General features: G+C 63.5%; 13 protein-coding genes and 1 tRNA gene. 4 read left to right on the top strand and 10 right to left on the bottom strand.

The features are described from left to right. Positions 1–27: 27 nt before the first annotated feature. The 3 genes from ACFE8X_RS13785 to ACFE8X_RS13775 all read right to left on the bottom strand — a co-directional run bounded on the left by ACFE8X_RS13785 (position 28) and on the right by ACFE8X_RS13775 (position 5274). The gene (locus ACFE8X_RS13785) at positions 28–2220 is read right to left on the bottom strand and encodes an SPOR domain-containing protein (RefSeq protein WP_375452059.1); all 2193 of its coding nucleotides are present in this window, start codon (positions 2218–2220) and stop codon (positions 28–30) included. A gap of 79 nt (positions 2221–2299) precedes the next feature. Then, positions 2300–4048, bottom strand: a complete 1749-nt coding sequence (gene argS, locus ACFE8X_RS13780) for an arginine--tRNA ligase (RefSeq protein ID WP_375452058.1) — start codon at positions 4046–4048, stop codon at positions 2300–2302. 32 nt (positions 4049–4080) lie between these two features. Then, entirely contained in the window at positions 4081–5274 is a 1194-nt protein-coding gene (locus tag ACFE8X_RS13775) for a deoxyguanosinetriphosphate triphosphohydrolase (protein ID WP_375452057.1), read from the bottom strand. 86 nt (positions 5275–5360) lie between these two features. Between ACFE8X_RS13775 and ACFE8X_RS13770 the strand changes: the two genes are divergently transcribed. The 3 genes from ACFE8X_RS13770 to xth are packed head-to-tail and all read left to right on the top strand — an operon-like array spanning position 5361 to position 7703. Further along, positions 5361–5726 carry a HesB/IscA family protein gene (locus ACFE8X_RS13770; RefSeq protein ID WP_375452056.1) on the top strand — a complete coding sequence of 122 codons (366 nt, stop codon included), beginning with the start codon at positions 5361–5363 and terminating at the stop codon, positions 5724–5726. 59 nt (positions 5727–5785) lie between these two features. After that, the gene (locus tag ACFE8X_RS13765; protein ID WP_375452055.1) at positions 5786–6922 is read left to right on the top strand and encodes a serine hydrolase domain-containing protein; all 1137 of its coding nucleotides are present in this window, start codon (positions 5786–5788) and stop codon (positions 6920–6922) included. 1 nt (position 6923) lies between these two features. Continuing rightward, positions 6924–7703, top strand: a complete 780-nt coding sequence (xth, locus tag ACFE8X_RS13760; protein WP_375452054.1) for an exodeoxyribonuclease III — start codon at positions 6924–6926, stop codon at positions 7701–7703. Here xth and ACFE8X_RS13755 read toward each other — a convergent pair whose 3' ends face one another. Continuing rightward, a complete protein-coding gene (locus ACFE8X_RS13755) occupies positions 7704–8492 on the bottom strand; it encodes a tetratricopeptide repeat protein (protein ID WP_375452053.1) in 789 nt (262 codons plus the stop codon). A 761-nt stretch (positions 8493–9253) separates the two neighbouring features. Here ACFE8X_RS13755 and ACFE8X_RS13750 point away from each other — a divergent pair. Further along, complete coding sequence (locus ACFE8X_RS13750; RefSeq protein WP_375452141.1) at positions 9254–10981, top strand: ABC transporter ATP-binding protein; 1728 nt, start codon at positions 9254–9256, stop codon at positions 10979–10981. A gap of 22 nt (positions 10982–11003) precedes the next feature. Here ACFE8X_RS13750 and ACFE8X_RS13745 read toward each other — a convergent pair whose 3' ends face one another. From ACFE8X_RS13745 to ACFE8X_RS13720, 6 genes are all read right to left on the bottom strand, one after another. Beyond that, entirely contained in the window at positions 11004–12011 is a 1008-nt protein-coding gene (locus ACFE8X_RS13745) for a CorA family divalent cation transporter (protein ID WP_375452052.1), read from the bottom strand. A 6-nt stretch (positions 12012–12017) separates the two neighbouring features. Further along, positions 12018–14894 carry a valine--tRNA ligase gene (locus ACFE8X_RS13740; protein WP_375452051.1) on the bottom strand — a complete coding sequence of 959 codons (2877 nt, stop codon included), beginning with the start codon at positions 14892–14894 and terminating at the stop codon, positions 12018–12020. 133 nt (positions 14895–15027) lie between these two features. Then, on the bottom strand, positions 15028–15741 hold the full coding sequence (locus tag ACFE8X_RS13735; RefSeq protein WP_375452050.1) for a PopZ family protein: 714 nt from the start codon (positions 15739–15741) through the stop codon (positions 15028–15030). 197 nt (positions 15742–15938) lie between these two features. Beyond that, a complete protein-coding gene (locus ACFE8X_RS13730; RefSeq protein ID WP_375452049.1) occupies positions 15939–17297 on the bottom strand; it encodes a TolC family outer membrane protein in 1359 nt (452 codons plus the stop codon). A 136-nt stretch (positions 17298–17433) separates the two neighbouring features. Beyond that, entirely contained in the window at positions 17434–18087 is a 654-nt protein-coding gene (locus ACFE8X_RS13725) for a protein-L-isoaspartate O-methyltransferase (RefSeq protein WP_375452048.1), read from the bottom strand. A gap of 173 nt (positions 18088–18260) precedes the next feature. Next, positions 18261–18334: transfer RNA gene (locus ACFE8X_RS13720), tRNA-Cys, on the bottom strand. Between the last annotated feature and the right edge of the window lie 33 nt (positions 18335–18367).

Raw genomic sequence — 18367 nt, 5'->3', positions numbered from 1 at the left:
AAGGAATAGGCCCTGCCCCACGCCAAATTACATGGCGACGCAGTCGCCACCCGCCCCGGTGATGCTGGCGCACAATTGGGCAGCGCCTTCCCTCGTCGCGGCGGGAACGCGAACGCGATAGTAAATGCCGCGAGCGCCCAGATCGACCCGGCTGACTTCCAGATTGGTGCCGTTGAGCATCGAGGCATAGCGGGCCGACAGATCGTCGGCGACACGCTGGGCATCCTCAGGCGAGCGCTGCGAGGAGAGCTGCGCATAGGCCGGCGCAACGATTGGCGCACGCGTGCCGGCCGCCCCAACGGCCGGGACGGCGGCAGGGGCCTGGGGCGCCGCGGCCAGTTCGGCCGAGACCGGCTGGGCCAGGGGCGCGGCTTGCAAGGGTGCGGGCGGCGTTTCAATCGTGGCGGTAACCGGGCCGGTGGCCGGCGCATCGCCGACAGAGGCCGGGCGAGCATAAGGGACCGGCGCGGTCTTGCCGGCTACCGGGGCACCCGTAGCATCGATGACGGCAATCTCGGAGCCGGGCACCAGCGGCGCCACTGCTGGGGGTTCGGGTGCCGGCGCTACGGGGGCCGGCGTGGGTTGCATCGCTTGCGCACTGGCCAGCAAATCGCTGGTCGGCGTGTCGGCGCCCGGGACTTCGGGCACATTGGGACGATCGACCGGCAACATGGCCGTGCCGGCAACGCTGTCCTCGCCGCTGACGATGGTGCCATCGGGGCGCACGGTCACGGTGCGGACCTTACGGTTGGCGAGCCCCTCCGTGCTGATATCGGCGGCGGGCGGAATGGCGGTAACCTCGTTGACGTCGGCCTGGTCGCGCGACACCAATTGTTCTTCGGCGCCCGGCACGACGCCATCCATTTCGTTGAAGACGATGGATTGGGGCACCGGGTCGGCCGTGGTGGTAGCTTGGGGCACCTGCTTGATCGGCGTGGTGTCGGCAACCAGCACCGGGGCCGGACCATCGCTGCCACCCAGACCCAGCACGGAGTAGAGGCCAAACCCGGCAGCCAAAAGTAAGACTACGGCAATCAGGGGACCGGCGACGGCACGCAGCAGGCCCCCACGGCGCGGCGCGCGGCGGCGCTCGCCGGTATCCATGACCTGTTGCTCTTCGTGCTGCTCGACCCAGCCGACCTCGGCGCCCGTGGCGGCAGCTGCGGCCATGATCGCTTCGTCGGCCCCCGAAATCGGGCGATAGGCCGGCGGAGCGACCGGCGTGGCAAGGCTGCGCAGAGCCGGGCTGGCGATGGGGCGGGCCGCCCCGCGGGCGCTTTCCAGTTCGACCTTGACGGCGCGGCCAATCAGGCTCTCGATCTCCTCGATTGGGTCAAGGCCCAGCTCGAGATCATTGGCAGGTGGGGCCATTGCCGGCTCGCTGGGAACCGGGGACAGATAGCCATGTTCGGCGCGCGGTTTGACGAACGCCACGGGCTCGGGTGCGGCGGGCACAGCGGTTGGCGGCACGGCGACTGGCGCTGTTGGCGCAGCGAATGCCGGTGAGACGCGCGCGGCATCGTCCTGCGGCTTTTCGGTGCGCTGAATGGGCGTGAGATTGACCGGGCGCAAGGCAGACCGGACTGTCGCCGCCTGCTCGGGAGCGTTCCGGGTGACCGGCGTGGGCATCCAGGATGCGGGCTTGACCAGCTCCGGCGTCACCGGCGCAACGCGGATCTGCTCAACAACGGCAGCGGCTGCCGGAGGACTGACCATCACGCTGGCTGGTGGCGGGCCGCCGGCAAGCAATTCCGTGGCGATCAGATCGGCGATCGCGTCGTGGTCATCAGGGGTGTTGAGGGCATCGGCCGGCTGCGGCACGGGTTCGGGTGCGGGTTGCTGGCGCGGCTTGCCGAAATCGAAATCGAAACTGAACGGCGTCGGCTCGTCGGGATCGGCGGCAGTCTCGACCGGCACCGGCTCGGGTGCCACGGGGGCGGCAAAGGACGGTTCCTGGCGCTGCGGGACGGCGGCGGCCTCGGGAGCGACATCGACACGTGGCGCCTGGACGGCTTCCGGCATGCTCGGGGCCGTACCGGGAATGCGCACGGCAAATGGAGAAACCTGGCTATTGGTCATTTCGGGTGCGGGTGCCGTGGGCATGGGCGCATCCTGGCGGCTGCCTTGCGCATCCTGGGCCATCAGCCGCGAGAGTTCGGCAATCAGATCATCGGACGGGTTGGACGGGGTGGCCACCGGCTGCGGTTTGCCTGTCGTCATGTTAGCAGCGCCCTTTATGTTGCTGAAACGGCGCCCCTTCTGGGCATTTTCCGCCAGTCACCACACTATTACGCCCGAATTATGAAAGCTCCTCAGGCGCGGAGACACCCAATATTGTCAGGCCATTGACGATGACCTGACGCACAGCGTCGACGAGGGCGAGTCGGGCCAGAGTCAGCTTTGGGTCCTCAACGTTAACAAAGCGTAACTGCGGGTCATCCTTGCCCTTGGCCCAGAAGCCGTGAAACGCGGCCGCCAGGTCGTGCACATAGAATGCAATACGATGCGGCTCATGCGCAATAGCGGCGGCGGTCACGGTGCGGGGCCAGGCGGCGAGGACCCGAATGAGGTCCATCTCCGCAGGGGTGACGATGCGCCCAATCTCGGCGGCTTTCAGGCTGGCGGGCGACAGATCGAGCGCGGGAAGCTCCTTTTCGGCCGTGCGGAAGATCGAATAGGTCCGCGCATGGGCGTAGTGAACATAGAACACCGGATTGTCGCGAGTCTGTTCCTTGACCAGGGCGAAGTCGAAATCCATCGAGGCGTCGTTGCGCCGGAACATCAGCATGAACCGGGTTGCGTCAGCGCCCACTTCCTCGACCACGTCGGCCAGGGTCACCAGATCGCCGGAGCGCTTGGACATCTTGAACGGCTCGCCGTTCTTCATCAGCCGCACCAGTTGGCAGATGCGCACATCCATGTCGGCGGCGTCGAGCGAGACGGCTTTCACCGCTGCCTGCAACCGCTTGACGTAGCCGGAATGGTCGGCGCCCAGCACGTTGATCATGTGCTTGAAACCGCGCAGGAACTTGTTGCGGTGATAGGCGATGTCGGCGGCGAAATAGGTGTAGGAGCCGTCGGACTTGATCAGCGCCCGGTCGACGTCATCGCCGAAATTGGTGGCGCGGAACAGGGTTTGCTCGCGGTCTTCGTAATCGCCTTCCGCATCGCCGCCCTTGGGCCGTTCGAGGCGGCCTTGATAGACCATGTCCTTGGAGCGCAGCCATGCAAGGGTCAGGTCGATATCGCCACCCTGCCCGTGCAAAGTGCGCTCGGAAAAGAATACGTCGTGGTGGATATTGAGCAGAGCCAAGTCGGACCTGATCAGTTCCAGCATGGCCGCGAGCACGCGCTCCTTGACGATCGCAGTCGCTTCCGGCTCCGGCATGGCCAGCAGCTTGTCGCCGAATTCGGCCTTGAGCGCCTGCCCCACCGGGACCAAATAGTCGCCGGGATAGAACCCGGAGGGAATTTCGATGGTTTCGCCCAGGGCTTCGCGATAGCGCAGCATGGTGGACCGGGCCAGCGTATCGATCTGGCTGCCAGCGTCGTTGAGGTAATATTCGCGGGTCACCTGGTAGCCGCAATAGGCCATCAGCGCGGCCAGCGTATCGCCGAATACGGCACCGCGCGTATGGCCGACATGCATGGGGCCGGTTGGATTGGCGGAAACATACTCGATGTTGACCGCTTCGCCGCCGCCCAGATTAGAGCGGCCGTAATCCGCGCCCTGGGTTCCGATCGAGCGCAGCACCTGATGCCAGATGGCGTCGGCCAGACGGAAATTGATGAAGCCGGGCCCGGCGACCTCGACATTGGTCACATCGGCATCATGCTTGAAATGCTCGACCAGGGCAGTGGCCACCTCACGCGGGTTCTTGCCCAGCGGCTTGGCGACGACCATGGCGGCATTGGTGGACAGATCGCCATGGGCAGCATCGCGCGGGGGCTCGACCACGATGCGCGCCAGCAGGTCAGCACCGATTTCGGGATAAAGAACCTGAAGCGCGTTGGCGACGCGCGATGCGAACAGGGCGAAAACGTCCATGATGAACTCGATTGGGGAAAGAGGCGCCGGGGTTAACGGAATTCCGGGCGAGCGTCAAACAGCCGGGCATACTCGTCGATGGCATAGGGATCGGTCATGCCGGCAATGAAATCGGCAACGCCGCGCGCCAAGACGTCGGGCGATGACTCTACTCCAGCAGCAATGCCCCAGCGCCCCGGCAGGTCGCGCGTGGACATGTAGCGATCAAACAGCGCGGCGACGACCGACTCGCCCTGGCGCACTGGCCCCATGACGGAAGGATGCCGATACACCCGCTCGAACAAAAACTGCTTGAGCCCGCGTTCGGCCGCTGCCGTCTCGGGCGAAAAGCCAACCAAAGTGCGTCCGGCATGGCGCACATCATCGGCCGAAAGGACGCGGCCTGCCGCGATGTTGGCTTGTGTCGTTGCGATCACATCCTCGATGGAACGGGTGATCAGGCGGCGCTGGACTTCGTGCGCCTGCCGCTTGGGCGCGACATCGCGATATAGCGCCAATACCTCGGCAACGATGGGGCCGGCCAAAGGCACCCCGGCCAGATCGTCCAGTGCCAGGAGGCCGGCCCGCAGAGCGTCATCGATATCATGGGCGTTGTAGGCAATATCATCGGCAATCGCAGCGGCCTGGGCTTCGAGCGACGCATAGGTGGCCGGCATCAAATCGGCGCTGGCGGGGATATCATCCAGACCGGACGGCAGTCCCTCCTGCGCATATCTGAGGGCGGGGCGCCCGCCTTCGGTCAGCAAGGGGCCGTTGTGCTTGAGAATGCCTTCCAGCGTTTCCCAGGTCAGGTTCAGCCCGTCATGCTCGGCATAGCGGTTTTCCAGCCGGGTGACGACGCGGATGGCCTGCATATTGTGATCGAAGCCGCCAAACGCGGCCATCTTGTCATGCAGCACCCGCTCGCCGGCATGACCGAACGGGGTGTGGCCCAAATCGTGCGACAGCGCCACCGCTTCGGCCAGGTCCTCGTCCAGCTTCAGCGCACGGGCAATCGAGCGCGCCATCTGGCTGACTTCTAGTGTATGGGTTAGCCGATTGCGAAAATGGCGGCCTTCATGGTGCAGGAAGACCTGCGTCTTGTGCTGCAGCCGGCGAAAGGCGGTCGAGTGGATGATACGGTCGCGATCGCGTTGAAATTCCGAGCGCGTCGGGCTGGGTCCAGTGCCGAACAGCCGGCCGCGCGAATGCTCGGGATTGCTGGCGTAAGAGGCTCTATCGTCCATTTGCGATTAAAGGCCTTTCCATCGCGCGCTAAAGTTCCTATTTTAGTGCGACCGTTCTGTCATTACCAAACGGCGTGGACATCAAGATGACCGAAGCTGCCCTTGTTTCTGCTCCGACGGACGCGCCCAACGTGGTGCTGACCGATCGCGCCGCCAAGCGCGTGGCCCGCATCCTTGCCAAGGAGCCGGACGGCACGGTGCTGCGTATTTCCGTGGCCGGGGGCGGGTGTTCGGGCTTTCAGTACGAATACAACTTGGTGCGCGAAACGCCGGCCAACGACGATGTCGTTCTGGCCAAGAACGGGGCGACCGTGCTGATCGATGCGATGAGTCTGGAATTCATGGGCGGTTCGGAGATCGATTTTTCCGATGACCTGATTGGGCAGTCGTTTCAGATCAAGAATCCGAACGCGGTCGCATCTTGTGGATGCGGCACAAGTTTTGCCGTTTAACAGCCTTCCAACCTGTCACAGTGCTGCTTAAAGTCCTCCCCGTCGCGGAGGACTTTTTCATGAGCATTGCCGAGCGCCTGGACCAAAGCATCGATGGTGCCATAACCGATCGGCGCATCGTCGGCGCGGTGGTGATCGTGCGCAGGCAGGGCGAATTGATCTACCAGAGCGCGCGCGGCCTCAACGATCGCGAGGCCGGCACGCCGATGAGCGTGGACAAGATTTTCCGGTTGTCGTCGCTGACCAAGCCAATCGTGGCGGCAACGATCCTGGCGATGGTGGACGATGGACAACTCGGGCTGGACGATCTGGCGACGGATTACCTCGCCTATTTCATCCCCAAATTGGCCGATGGCAGCACGCCACCGATCACTATCGCGCAATTGTTGACCCATACGGCGGGCCTGGGTGGCGAGTTGCCGCTGACGGAGGCGGAAAAAGACGATCCCAAGTTCCGCGCGGCGGACCTGAACCGCTGGCATCTGTCACTGGACGACAATATGGAGCGGCTGGTGCAGGTGCCGCTGCTGTTTGCACCCGGCACCGGCTGGTCCTATTCGCAATCGATCGACGTATTGGGCGCTATTGCCGGCGGGCTGGTGGGCGGAACGCTGGGCGATGCCGTGGCCAAATACGTGACCGGGCCGCTGGGCATGGTCGATACCGCGTTCCATGTGACTGATATCGCGCGACTGGCAGTACCTTATGCGGATAGCCCGAACGGGCCGGAGCGGATGGGCGATCCGCACAGCGTGCCCGGCCCATGGGGCCAGATAGTGAACTATGCGCCGGGGCGGATTCTCGATCCCAAGGCCTATCATTCGGGCGGAGGCGGCATGGCGGGCACGGCGCTCGATTTCATGATCCTGCTGGAAACGCTGCGCAGCGGCGGCGGCAACATCCTGCGGCCCGCAACGGCGACGGCGGGGCTGTCGAACCAAGTTCCGCAATTGGCGTTTTCGCAGTCCGAAGGCTGGCATTTCGGCTTCTTCGGCGCCGTCCTGACCGATGCCGCGGTCGCGCGGACGCCGCAATCGGTGGGAACCTCGCGCTGGGGCGGGATTTACGGGCATAGCTGGTTTGTTGACCCGGTGGAGGGGCTCAGCGTGGTAGCGATGACCAATACCGGCCTTGAGGGCAGCGATGGCGCGTTCCGGAATGAAATCCGCGATGCCGTTTATGGCAAGGAGCACTGACATGCGGATCGCGACCTGGAATATCAACGGCATCAAGGCGCGGCTCGAAGTGCTGCTGCAGTGGCTGGCCGAGGAAAAGCCGGACATTGTTTGCCTGCAGGAAATCAAGACCGTGGACGAAGGCTTTCCGCGGGGCGAGATCGAGGCTTTGGGCTACAATATCGAAACCCATGGGCAAAAAAGCTGGAACGGCGTCGCCATCCTGTCGCTGGTGCCGTTCGACGAGGTCGCCAGGGGCCTGCCCGGCGACGATACCGACGAGCAGGCGCGGCTGATCGAGGGTGTGTTCTCGGTCGAAAGCGGCGCGATCCGGGTGTGCAATATCTACCTGCCCAATGGCAATCCGGTCGATACCGAGAAGTTTCCCTACAAATTGGCCTGGATGGAGCGGCTGACGGCGTTTACCGAACAGCGTTTGGCGCTGGAAGAGCCATTCGTGCTGCTCGGCGACTTCAACCTGATCCCGGCGGCGGTGGACACCCATGACCCCCAGGCGTGGTGGGGCGATGCGCTCTATCGGCCAGAGAGCCTGGAGCGGTTCCGCACACTCTCGCATCTGGGCCTGACCGACGCGTTGCGGGCGACGACAGCGGCGCCGGTCTATACGTTCTGGGATTTCCAGGCGGGCGCCTGGCGGCGCAATGCCGGCATCCGCATCGATCACCTGATGCTGTCGCCCCAGGCTGCCGACCGGCTCGATGGCGTCACCGTGCACAAGGACGTGCGCGGATGGGACAAGCCCAGCGATCACGTCCCCGTCGAAGGGCAGTTCAGCTTTTAGCTACAGCCCGCCGAACTGGGTGCCGAGGCTATCGGCCAACTTGACCGCCTCAGTGCGCTGTTCGGGCGGGGCAATGGACATGGCGCGGTTGAGCAGTTCGGTCACCCAGCCCTCGTCGGCGGTGCCGGCGACGCGTTTTCGGGCGACAGTCAGCCACATCAGGCCCTCGACGGGCTGGGGCTGCAGGCCTTCTATGCCGTTGAACAGCAGGTCGCCCAGCCTGGCTTGCGCCAAGGCGTGGCCCTTGCGCGCCGCGAGCGACAGCCAGCGGGCGCTCTGCAGCGGATTGATGCCGAGCCCGTCTTCCTGCAAATACAACTCGCCAACGCGATATTGCGCGTCCGCATCGCCAAAGTACGAGGCTGCGTGCAGCAGCAGCGCGTGCGAACGATTGGCGTCGGCCTGAATGCCGGCATCGGGCAGGCCGTCGCGATAATATTCGCCGACCTTGACGAAGGACTGCGCCACGATATCGGCCTCGATGCCCTTGGGGGCCGCGTCGGCGTGCTGGTTGGCAATCTGGGAGAAATAGCCGAAGGCCTTGGCCTGGTCCTTTTCCACGCCCTCGCCATTTTCATACATGGTTCCAAGCTGCCACATGGCCATGGGCTGGCCGGCATCGGCTGCATTCTGGAGCGCGCCCATCAAGTCGTCGCGCGACACGCCGCCGCCTGCCCCATCGAGCATATTGGCCATGCCGAGCGCGGCATCGGCAGCCGTTTGCGCATAGGCGGGCAGCATGGTGACGGAACCCGTCATCAGCAGCGCCGCCGCGGCGGAAATCAACAATCGGTCCCTCAAGACCCGCATCTTGCTCCTTGTGCCGGCACCAAGCCGGCAATCTTGCTTTGTGTCGATGACCGTCCCCGCCGGGCCGTCATCGACCATTATCTTGCCTGGCTGCCGTCGCCGGGATGGCGAGAGCAGGTGGCGTTGAGCAGTCAATAGACCGTCTTTGTGACCGGATTTGAGCCGACCGCTTCACGTTTGCCGTCAAGCACAAACGTGGTTTACGGGCTTGGTCTCCCCATCCGCAAACGACGATAATGCTGTCGATCAACTCTCCAGTTTAATCCGTCGACAGATCGACAGAAAACTTCAAGACCGTTCACTGCCTAATGAGCTCTACCGTGCTGGTTATCCTGCCGCCCATGCCTCCCAACCGGGCGAACCAAGTGCACTGTCAGACGATCATTGTGCCACTCTGGTTTAGGGTCAGATTGTGGCAGGAAACATCGCCAAATGGTTGACGGAAGGGGCGGTGAAATGGAATCGCAAACGCTGTTGCTGAAACGTCACAGAGCTGGCTGAGGTGCCGCGTGCGCTTGTGTGATCGTCCGTGGCTCGGCATAGTGGGAGCGCTGAACCTCGCTTCGGGAGCGCGCCATGAAAACCTTTGTCCTTAACGAAAGGAACCCTTCCGCAACAGGACACGGCGCTTCATGCCCCTTCAATTTCCCTGGCTGGCAAAACCGACCGGCACATTCAAGCTAAACTCCGACACCAGCGATAACACCCTATCCCGACGGCCGGACAGGGCGTCGACGCGCCTGCGAAAATTCGCAGGCTATTATCGGCCTTACCGTTGGCTGCTCGTGGCAGATCTGGCCTGCGCGGTGCTGGTTGCCGCTACCGCCATCGCCCTACCCCTCTGCGCCAGTGTCATCACCGCGCGCCTGCCAGAACTGGCGGCGGCTCCAGATGGCCTGCAGCAAATCCTGAGCATCGGCGCGGTCATGCTCGGGGTGTTCCTGATCCAGTCGCTGGCCACCTATTTCGTCGATTACCAGGGCCATGTGATGGGCGCGCGCATCGAGGCGGATGTGCGCAAGGAATTGTTCGAGCACTGCCAAAAGCTGTCATTCGGCTTTTACGATCGGCAGCGCGTTGGGCAGTTGATGAGCCGGATCGGCAATGACTCGCTGTGGCTGGGCGAGTTGTTTCACCACGGCCCCGAGGATCTGGCCATCGGCGTGCTCAAATTCGCGGCGGCCATGGCGGTGCTGATCTACATCGATCCGGTGCTGGCCGGGCTCATCGCTATGCTGGTTCCATTTGCGGTGCTTTATGCCCGCCATTTCAACGGGCGCATGCATATTGCGCTGACGAGCAGCAAGGCGCGGATCGCGGCAGTCAACGAACGGGTAGAGGATGCGCTGGCCGGCATCCGCGTGGTGCAATCGTTTGCCAACGAGGCGATCGAGTTGGATCGGTTCGAGGGGCAGAACCAGCGCTTTTTCGAAAGCCGCCGCGACGGCTATCGCAGCGAGGCGCTGCTCTGGGTGGGCATGGACGGTTTTGCCCAGTTGGTGACGATCCTGGTGATCATTGGTGGTGCAGTGCGCATTCTCGGCGCCGAGCTGAGCGTGGCGGAAATGCTGACGTTCCTGCTCTGCGTAGGCGTTCTGGTGGATCCGGTTCGCCGGCTGGATAACTTCATCCGCCTCTGGCAGGAAGGCTACACCGGCTTCGTTCGCGCCATGGAATTGCTGGAGGAAAAGCCCGACATTGCCGACCGGCCCTGTGCCGTGCCGATGGGTTCGGTGTCGGGCGCGATCCGGTTCAGCGACGTGGGCTTTCGCTATGAGGACAGCGTTGCCGACGTCTTCAGCCGGCTGTCGCTCGATATCGCGCCCGGCGAGTTCGTGGCGCTGGTGGGATCGTCGGGCGTGGGCAAGAGCACGCTCTGCGCGCTCATTCCGCGGTTTTATGACGTCAGTTCAGGACAGATCAGCATCGATGGCACCGATGTCCGCGATCTGACGCTGGCGTCGCTGCGGCGCAATATCGGCGTCGTGCAGCAGGATGTGTATCTGTTCAGCGGCACGGTGGCGGAGAATTTGCGCTATGGCCGGCCTGAGGCATCGGACGATGAGATCTTGGCGGCGGCCAGGGCGGCCAATGCGCATGAGTTCATCGTAGCCCTGCCCAATGGCTATGACACCGATATCGGCCAGCGCGGCGTCAAGCTATCGGGCGGGCAAAAGCAGCGGCTGACCATCGCGCGGGCGTTCCTCAAAAATCCGGCCATCCTGATCTTCGACGAGGCCACCAGCGCGCTGGACAATGACAGCGAACGGGCGGTGCAGCAGGCGTTGTTGGCACTGGCGCGGGGACGCACGACGATCGTCATCGCCCATCGGCTGTCAACGGTGCGCCATGCGGACCGTATCCTGGTGCTGACGCGGGAAGGCATAGGCGAACAGGGTAACCACGAGCAACTGATGGCAGCAGGCGGGGTTTATGCGCGGTTGCACAGCATGCAGGCCCGCATTTGACCGGCATGCTGGATGTCTCGGTCTACAGCCAGCGTTTGCCGCGCATCCACCACACGATGCCGAGCGAGATCATCAGCAGGCCGACGCACACGCTCCAGAACGCGTGCGGATTGTCGGAAAAGGGAATGCCGGCGACGTTCATGCCCAGCGCGCCGGTCAGAAGCGTCAGCGGCATGAATACCACGGTCACGGCTGCAAGGATGAGCATGGTCTTGTTCATCTGCTCGGCCCGGGCATCGATGATCTGCTCGTGCACCAGCACGGCGCGTTCGGACATGGCCTGCAGTTCGTCCCCAATGCGGGCGGCGCGGGCGGAGGCTTCGCGCAACCGCAGCCGGTCGCGGGTGGAAAAGAAAGACAGGTCCTCGATTTCAAGCGTGTTCAGCATGTCGCGCTGCGGCCACACCAGGCGGCGAAAGCTGATCAGCGTGCGCCGCAGATGCGACAGCCGGGCCTGGGCCTTGGTGGTGTGCTGGACGATCAGGGATTCCTCGATATCGTCGAGCTTGTCACCCAGCATCTCGATCAGCGGCTCCAGCCGATCGGCGGCGCGCAGGCCCAGGCGAGCGACCAGATCGGCCGGCGACACCGGTGCGTGGTGGGATTGCTCCCAATGGGTGATCCCCAGGAACTCGGGAATGTTGAGCTCGGATGAAATGATTACCCGGCCCTTTTCAATCCACAGCGTCATCAGCTGCCGGCCAATATCGTCGGGCTCAGCGCCCGGTCGCGCCACGCGCATGACCACCATGGCACGGTCGTCGAGCACGATGCAGCGCGAGCGCGTGCTGGGCACCGTCAGCAGGTCGGCATTGAACGATCCCAACTCGCCCTTCAGCCAGACCTTGAAAGCCGGCTCCTTGGACTTGCCGCTGACCACGATGAAGCCGCGCGCGGGCACGGCGGGTTTGTGCTCGGTCGGCTCCTTGCGAACGACGCCGCCCTTGCCATCGAAAATCAACAGCATCGCTGCGCCGACCGTGCCAGCTACGGCAGACTCGGCCGGTGGCGGGTGTGGAATATCGTCCATCTGGATTTAGCTCAAACGCTTGAGGGCTTCGGCGATACGATTGCGCCGATCGATGGCAGCTTCACGACGGGCTTTCTGCTCCTCGATCACTTCGGGAGGCGCCTTGGCGACAAATTGCTCGTTGCCAAGCTTCTTGTCGATCTGGGCGATCTCGCCATCGAGCTTATCGACATCCTTGGACAGGCGCGCTTTTTCGACCGCCAGGTCGATGAAGTCGGCCAGGGGCAGCGCCCAGGTCGCCTCGCCGACAACGAACTGCGCCGAATTGGCAGGGATGGCGGCTTGTGGGGAAATATTCTCAAGCCGTGCCAGCCGGGTGATCAGCGAAGTGCCTGCGACCAGCCGGCCCAGCGTTGCCTCGCCCGCGCCGACGACGACCAGCGGCAGTTTGGCGGCTGCAGGCACGTTCATTTCGCTGCGCACGGACCGGACATTGGAAATGACGTCGATCAGCCAGGAGAGTTCCGCATCGGCCTTGGGGTCTTCAAGACCCTCAAGGTCCGGCCACTCGGCCAGGATCAGCAGATTGGGCCGAGCTGGCCCGGTCTTGCCGGTTTCCGCCCACAGCTCTTCGGTGACGAAGGGCATGAAGGGGTGCAGGATCGCCAGGATCTGGTCGAGCGCCCAGGCGGCAGTGGCGCGAGTTTCGGTCTTTGCGGCCTCATCGCTGCCCATGAACACGGGCTTGGCAAATTCCACGTACCAGTCGCAGAACGTGCCCCAGACGAAATCATAGGCAGCGTTGGCGGCTTCGTTGAACTTGTAGTCTTCGATGCCCTTGGTGACCGCTGCCGCGCCGCGCGCCGTGGCGCCGATGATCCAGCGATTGAGCGGCAGGGTCGTTGCCCTGGGATCAAACCCCTCGACGCGGAAACATTCGTTCATTTCGAGGAAGCGCGCGGCATTCCATAGCTTGGTGACGAAGTTGCGATAGCCCTCGACCCTGGAGGTCGCCAGCTTGATGTCGCGGCCCTGCGCCGCCATGGCGGCCAAGGTGAACCGTGTTGCGTCGGCGCCGTATTGGTCGATCAATTCCAGCGGATCGATGACGTTGCCTTTGGTCTTGCTCATCTTCTGGCCCTTTTCGTCGCGGACCAGGGCATGCATATAGACCGTGTGGAACGGCTCCTCCTTGAGAAATTCAAGCCCCATCATCATCATGCGGGCAACCCAGAAGAAGATGATGTCGAAACCGGTGACCAGCACGTCGGTGGGATAATAGCGGCGCAGTTCCGCCGTCTCGTCGGGCCAGCCCAGCGTCGAGAACGGCCAGAGGGCAGAGGAAAACCAGGTGTCGAGCACATCCTCGTCGCGCCAGATCGGCATGGAGGATAACATTTCGCCTTTGGCCAGGGCGTCGGTCCACAGGGCAACGGCCGCCGCCCGATTTTGCACGAGGACCACCTCGGTCTGGTAATGCGCAGACGCCGATTGACGGGCATCCGGTTCGGACAGAGCCACAAACGATTGCGCGTCCACGTCCAGACTGTAAGAGCCGATCTGCTCGTCCGTGCCGAAGCCATACCAGGCCGGAATCTGGTGGCCCCACCAGAGCTGGCGCGAAATGCACCAGGGTTTGATATTCTCCAGCCAGGCGAAATAGGTGTTCTCGTATTGCTGCGGCACGAACTTGGTGCGGCCCTCGCGCACCGAAGCCATGGCTGGCTGGGCCAGCACATCGGCCTTGACCCACCACTGGTCGGTCAGGAACGGCTCGATGACGACGAGTTTGCTCTTTTCGTCATGGGGCACCATGATCTTCTTGTCCTCGACGTGATCGAGACCGCGAACGGGGTTTTCCTCGGCCAATGCCGTGAGGTCGGCGACGATCGCCGTGCGGGCAACGAAACGGTCCAAGCCCCGATAGGCAGCCGGAATGAAATCGTCCGAGACGATTTCGCCGCGCGTGGTGAACACGTTGATCTGCTCGAGCGTGTTGCGAACGCCGACCTCGAAGTCGTTGAAGTCGTGGGCCGGCGTAATCTTGACCGCGCCAGTGCCCAGCGCCGGATCGGCGTAATCGTCGGCCACGATGGGAATACGGCGACCGACCAGCGGCAGGTCGACGAACTTGCCGACAAGGGACGCGTAGCGTTCGTCATCGGGGTGCACGGCGATGCCGCTGTCGCCCAGCATGGTTTCGGGGCGCGTGGTCGCGACGACGATATAGTCGCGCGTCTGCCATTCGGTGGGCTTGCCGTCCTCATCGTGGGCGATGGGAAACTGATAGGTCACGCCGTCGGCCAGCGGATAGCGCAGGTGCCACATATGGCCTTTGATCTCGATATTCTCCACTTCGAGATCGGAAATCGCGGTTTCCAGGTCCGGGTGCCAGTTGACCAGGCGCTTGGCGCGATAGATCAGGCCACGCTGGTGCAATTCGACGAAGACCTTGGTGACGGCACGGACCATCTGGTCGTCCGGCGCGCCATTGTCGCCCATGGTGAAACGCTCGCGCGAAAAATCGGCGGAGGCGCCGAGGCGCCGGAGCTGGTTGAAAATGGTGCCGCCGCTCTCGGCCTTCCATTCCCAAACGCGTTCCAGGAACTTTTCGCGCCCCATGTCGCGCCGACCGGGAAGCTGGCGTTCCATCAACTGCCGCTCGACGATCATCTGGGTGGCGATGCCGGCATGGTCCATGCCCGGCTGCCACAGCACGTCCTTTTTCAGCATGCGATTGAAACGGACCAGGATGTCCTGGATGGTGTTGTTGAGCGCATGCCCGATATGCAGCGAGCCGGTGACATTGGGCGGCGGGATGACGATGGTGAAAGTTTCGGCGCCTTCGGCAGCCCCTGCCCCGGCTGCAAAAGCACCAGCCTTGAGCCAATCGGCATAGATGCGGTGCTCGACGGCGGCCGGCTCATAATTTTTTTCGATCATCACGTCACTCACAACGGCAACAACCCGCCAAGTCGAGCGACGCGGCGGGCCGGTCCAAAAGGGTTGGGCAGACTTCAAGCAAATGCGCGCCGCGGGGTCAACAGCGACGCGCCATCGGCTCCGTGAACGAAGGTCAGTCGCCGCGGGCGATGCGGGTGATTTCTTTTTCCACCATGCGCTCGACCACGGAGGGCAGGTTTTCGTCCAGCCATTCCTTGAGCATGGGGCGCAGCATGTCGCGCATCAGGGATTCGATGGTGGCGCCGCCATTGCCCATGCCCAGGCCATTGAGCTTGGTGATCGAGCTGCGCACGGCAGCCTTGGTCGCCGGCTCCAGCAACTGCTCGGCAATGTCGGCGCTCAAAGTCGGATCGGGCATCGGGGCCGCTTGCGCCACCGACGGCTGGTGCCGGAAGACGGCAGCAGGTGGCGGGGTGAAAACGGGTTCCGGCTCGGGCTCCGGTTCCGGCTCGGCAATATCGAAGGCGATGTCCTCGGCCTCGACCAGTTCGGGCGGCGCAAACGCTATCGGCTCGTCTTCATCGGCTTCAGTATCGGCGAGGATGGAGTCAAAGCTGAAGCCGGCGGTCGGGTCCCCGTCGTCCTCGTCGGCGACGATCTGGGAGGACGACAGCGCCAAAGGCTCGATGTCCTCGAGCATGTCGCTCAGGTCGCGATCGACACTTGCGGCCAAGGCCGGCCGGGCCGGGGCTGCCTGCATCGGGGGCGGCGCCGCCTGGATTGCCGGCCGGCGCGGGGCCCCCGCAGCGTCGTCGTCGGCAATGATCTGCCGGATCGAGGACAGAATCTCGTCCATCGAGGGCTCTTTGGGGGCTGGCTTGTTCATCGGTGCCTCTTACTCACTGCAGACATCGCGCCGGTGACCAACCGCAATGCGGCCACCTGATTCGTCACCAATACCTTAAACCGCGCAAGGGGATTAAGGAATCATGTTGGCCGTGAATGCGCGGTCTTCCCCTAAAACTTGTGGCCGGACATTGTCCGGCCACCAAGGGTGGGTTGCGCTGCGTGCAGCGCGGTATCCTAATCGGCGACGACGCGCAGTTCCTGCCACACGTCTTCGACGGTGCGGGTATAGTTGTCGCCCGACTTCAGCGACACCGGCAGGTTCAATTCGGCGGCGGAGAGGCGTCCGGTCGAAGCGATCAGGGTGAACATGGCGATGACCCGGCTCGAGCTGGCCTGGATCAGGGTCTCCTTGGACGTGGTCAGTTCAGCCTGGGAATTGAGCACGTCGAGCGTGGTGCGCTGGCCCAGATCGCGTTCCTGGATGACGCCGTTGAGCACCTGCTGCACCGAGGATACCGAGGCCTGCGCCGACTCGATCTGGGCGGCGGAGTTCTGCAATGTGGCCCAGGAGGTAATCACCGACTCGCGGACTTCGTCATAGGTCGACATGGCGTCGACTTCGCTCTTGATCTGCTCGAGATTGGCCTTGCGCACGCTGGCGCCAAGAGCACCGCCGGCATAGATCGGGATCGACAACGACAGGCGAACCGAGCCGCTGACGCCCGAAACATCCTGTTCACCAAAGCAGCCAAAGCCGCAGAGCGAGCCGATCAGGTCGAGCGTCGGCCCGAAGGCGGCCTGGGCTGCATCGGTGCCGGCCTGGCCGGAGCGAATGGCGGCCTTGGCGCTCAGGATGGCGGGGTGGCGTTCCTCGGCGCTAGCGATCGCCGCATCGATGCTGCCGGGGATCAGGCCGGCAAAGCCGACATTGGAGCTGAGATTGGATGGCCGATGACCGACCCAGCGCTGATAGCTGGCCTGGCTGGTCTGCAAGCTGGTCTGCGCCGCGCGCAGGGAGGCGACGGCCTGAGCCTGGCGCGCCTGGGCCTGGGCGACGTCGATCTTGGTGCCTTCACCCACTTCGAGCCGGTCGTTGGCCGACTTCAACTGGGCGTCGTAGAAGGTGATGCTTTCCTGCCGCGAGGACACCAATTGGGTATCGCGGATGACGTTCATATAGGCCTGGACCACCGAGAGCAGCACATTCTGCTCAGCGTTGCGCAAAGTCTGGCCGCTTAGGTCCGCCAGCGCGCGAGCCTGTTCGATCTGCGCGTCGGTCTGGAAATTGTCGAACAGGTTCTGGTTGTAGCTCAACCCGCCGGTCAGGGAGTCCGTGGAGCTGTAATTGCCGTCGGCCAGCGACCAGTCATAGCTTCCGGTAATGTTGGCGGCGATGGTGGGACGCTTGTTGGCCTGCCGCAGGGCGATATCCTCGGCTGCCGATTTCACGCTGATGCGCGCGGATTCGATATTGGGGTTGTTGGTATAGGCGCTGGCCAGAGCCTCCGCCAGAGTTTCCGCCTGCGCCGCAACGGGCAGCGCTCCCAAGGCGATGGCCAGGGCCCCCGCCAACAAAACACGCATTGGGTACATGACAGCCTCTCCAGTTCCACCACTCTTATGCCGGGACTTGTGCACCAGGGCGAGTCTCGGCAAGCTCAACAACAACCAGTACGCCAGATAATTGCGGGCCGTGCCCAAGCGGCAACAGTTTGAAGGCAAATAGCTATCAAAATACAAACTGCTCAACCGGCCGTGCGCCAAGCAGCGGCGGCAGGCTGGCATCGAACTCGGCCCGCGCCGTCACCCCGGTGCCGGACTTCACGTAAACATTGGCTACGGCGACCGCGCCCGTGCGGATCATGGCCACCAGGCGCCCACCCTCCCTGAGACGCGTCAACAGAGCGGGCGGCACATGGTGCAGCGCCCCCTCTATAACGATAACATCATACAAACCCGTGACATCGCCGATTGAGCCCTGCATCACCGTTGCATTGCTTACGCCGAGCGTCGCCAGATTGCCATTGGCAAGGGCGACCAGCGCGGCGTCGTCCTCGAGGCCCAGAACGCTCGCGCCGAGCGTCGCCAGCACGGCGACCGAATAACCGGTGCCCGCGCCGATATCGAGCACATCATCGCCCGCCTGCACCTCGGCCAGTTGCACGAGCCGGGCGAACAGGGCGGGCGGCGCCATGAAGCGCGACGATCCCGCTACGCCCAGCGGCTGGGCTTCGTCGATATAGGCCAGGGGCTTGCGCGCATCCGTCACGAACAGTTCACGCGGCATCCGCCCCATGGCGTTCAACAACCGGCGCTCCGTCACCTGGTGGGTGCGCAACTGGTTGTCGACCATCATCTTGCGCGCGCGTTCGTAGTCGATCATCCTGCAGCAGCCCCCTGCCCGTCCCGGTCATATGCCGGTTGTGAATATCCCCAGCGCCGCATTCTGGCAAGCCAAGACCATCGTGGCGCGACAAAAAGCCTGTAAAATGCACGCAATCGATCCGCCGCCGGAAGCCCGCCGCGACTGCAATCACCTGTCAATATGGAAAAATTTGGAGGCCGCGTCCGGAATTGAACCGGAGTACGCGGATTTGCAATCCGCTGCGTCACCACTCCGCCACGCGGCCTCACGATGGCTGTAGTTATTGAACGACAAGGGC

The organism is uncultured Devosia sp., assembly GCF_964244875.1.
Classification (GTDB): Bacteria; Pseudomonadota; Alphaproteobacteria; order Rhizobiales; family Devosiaceae; genus Devosia.
Note: the sequence above shows the minus strand (reverse complement) of the source record. Positions and strands in the feature narration are given on the sequence as shown.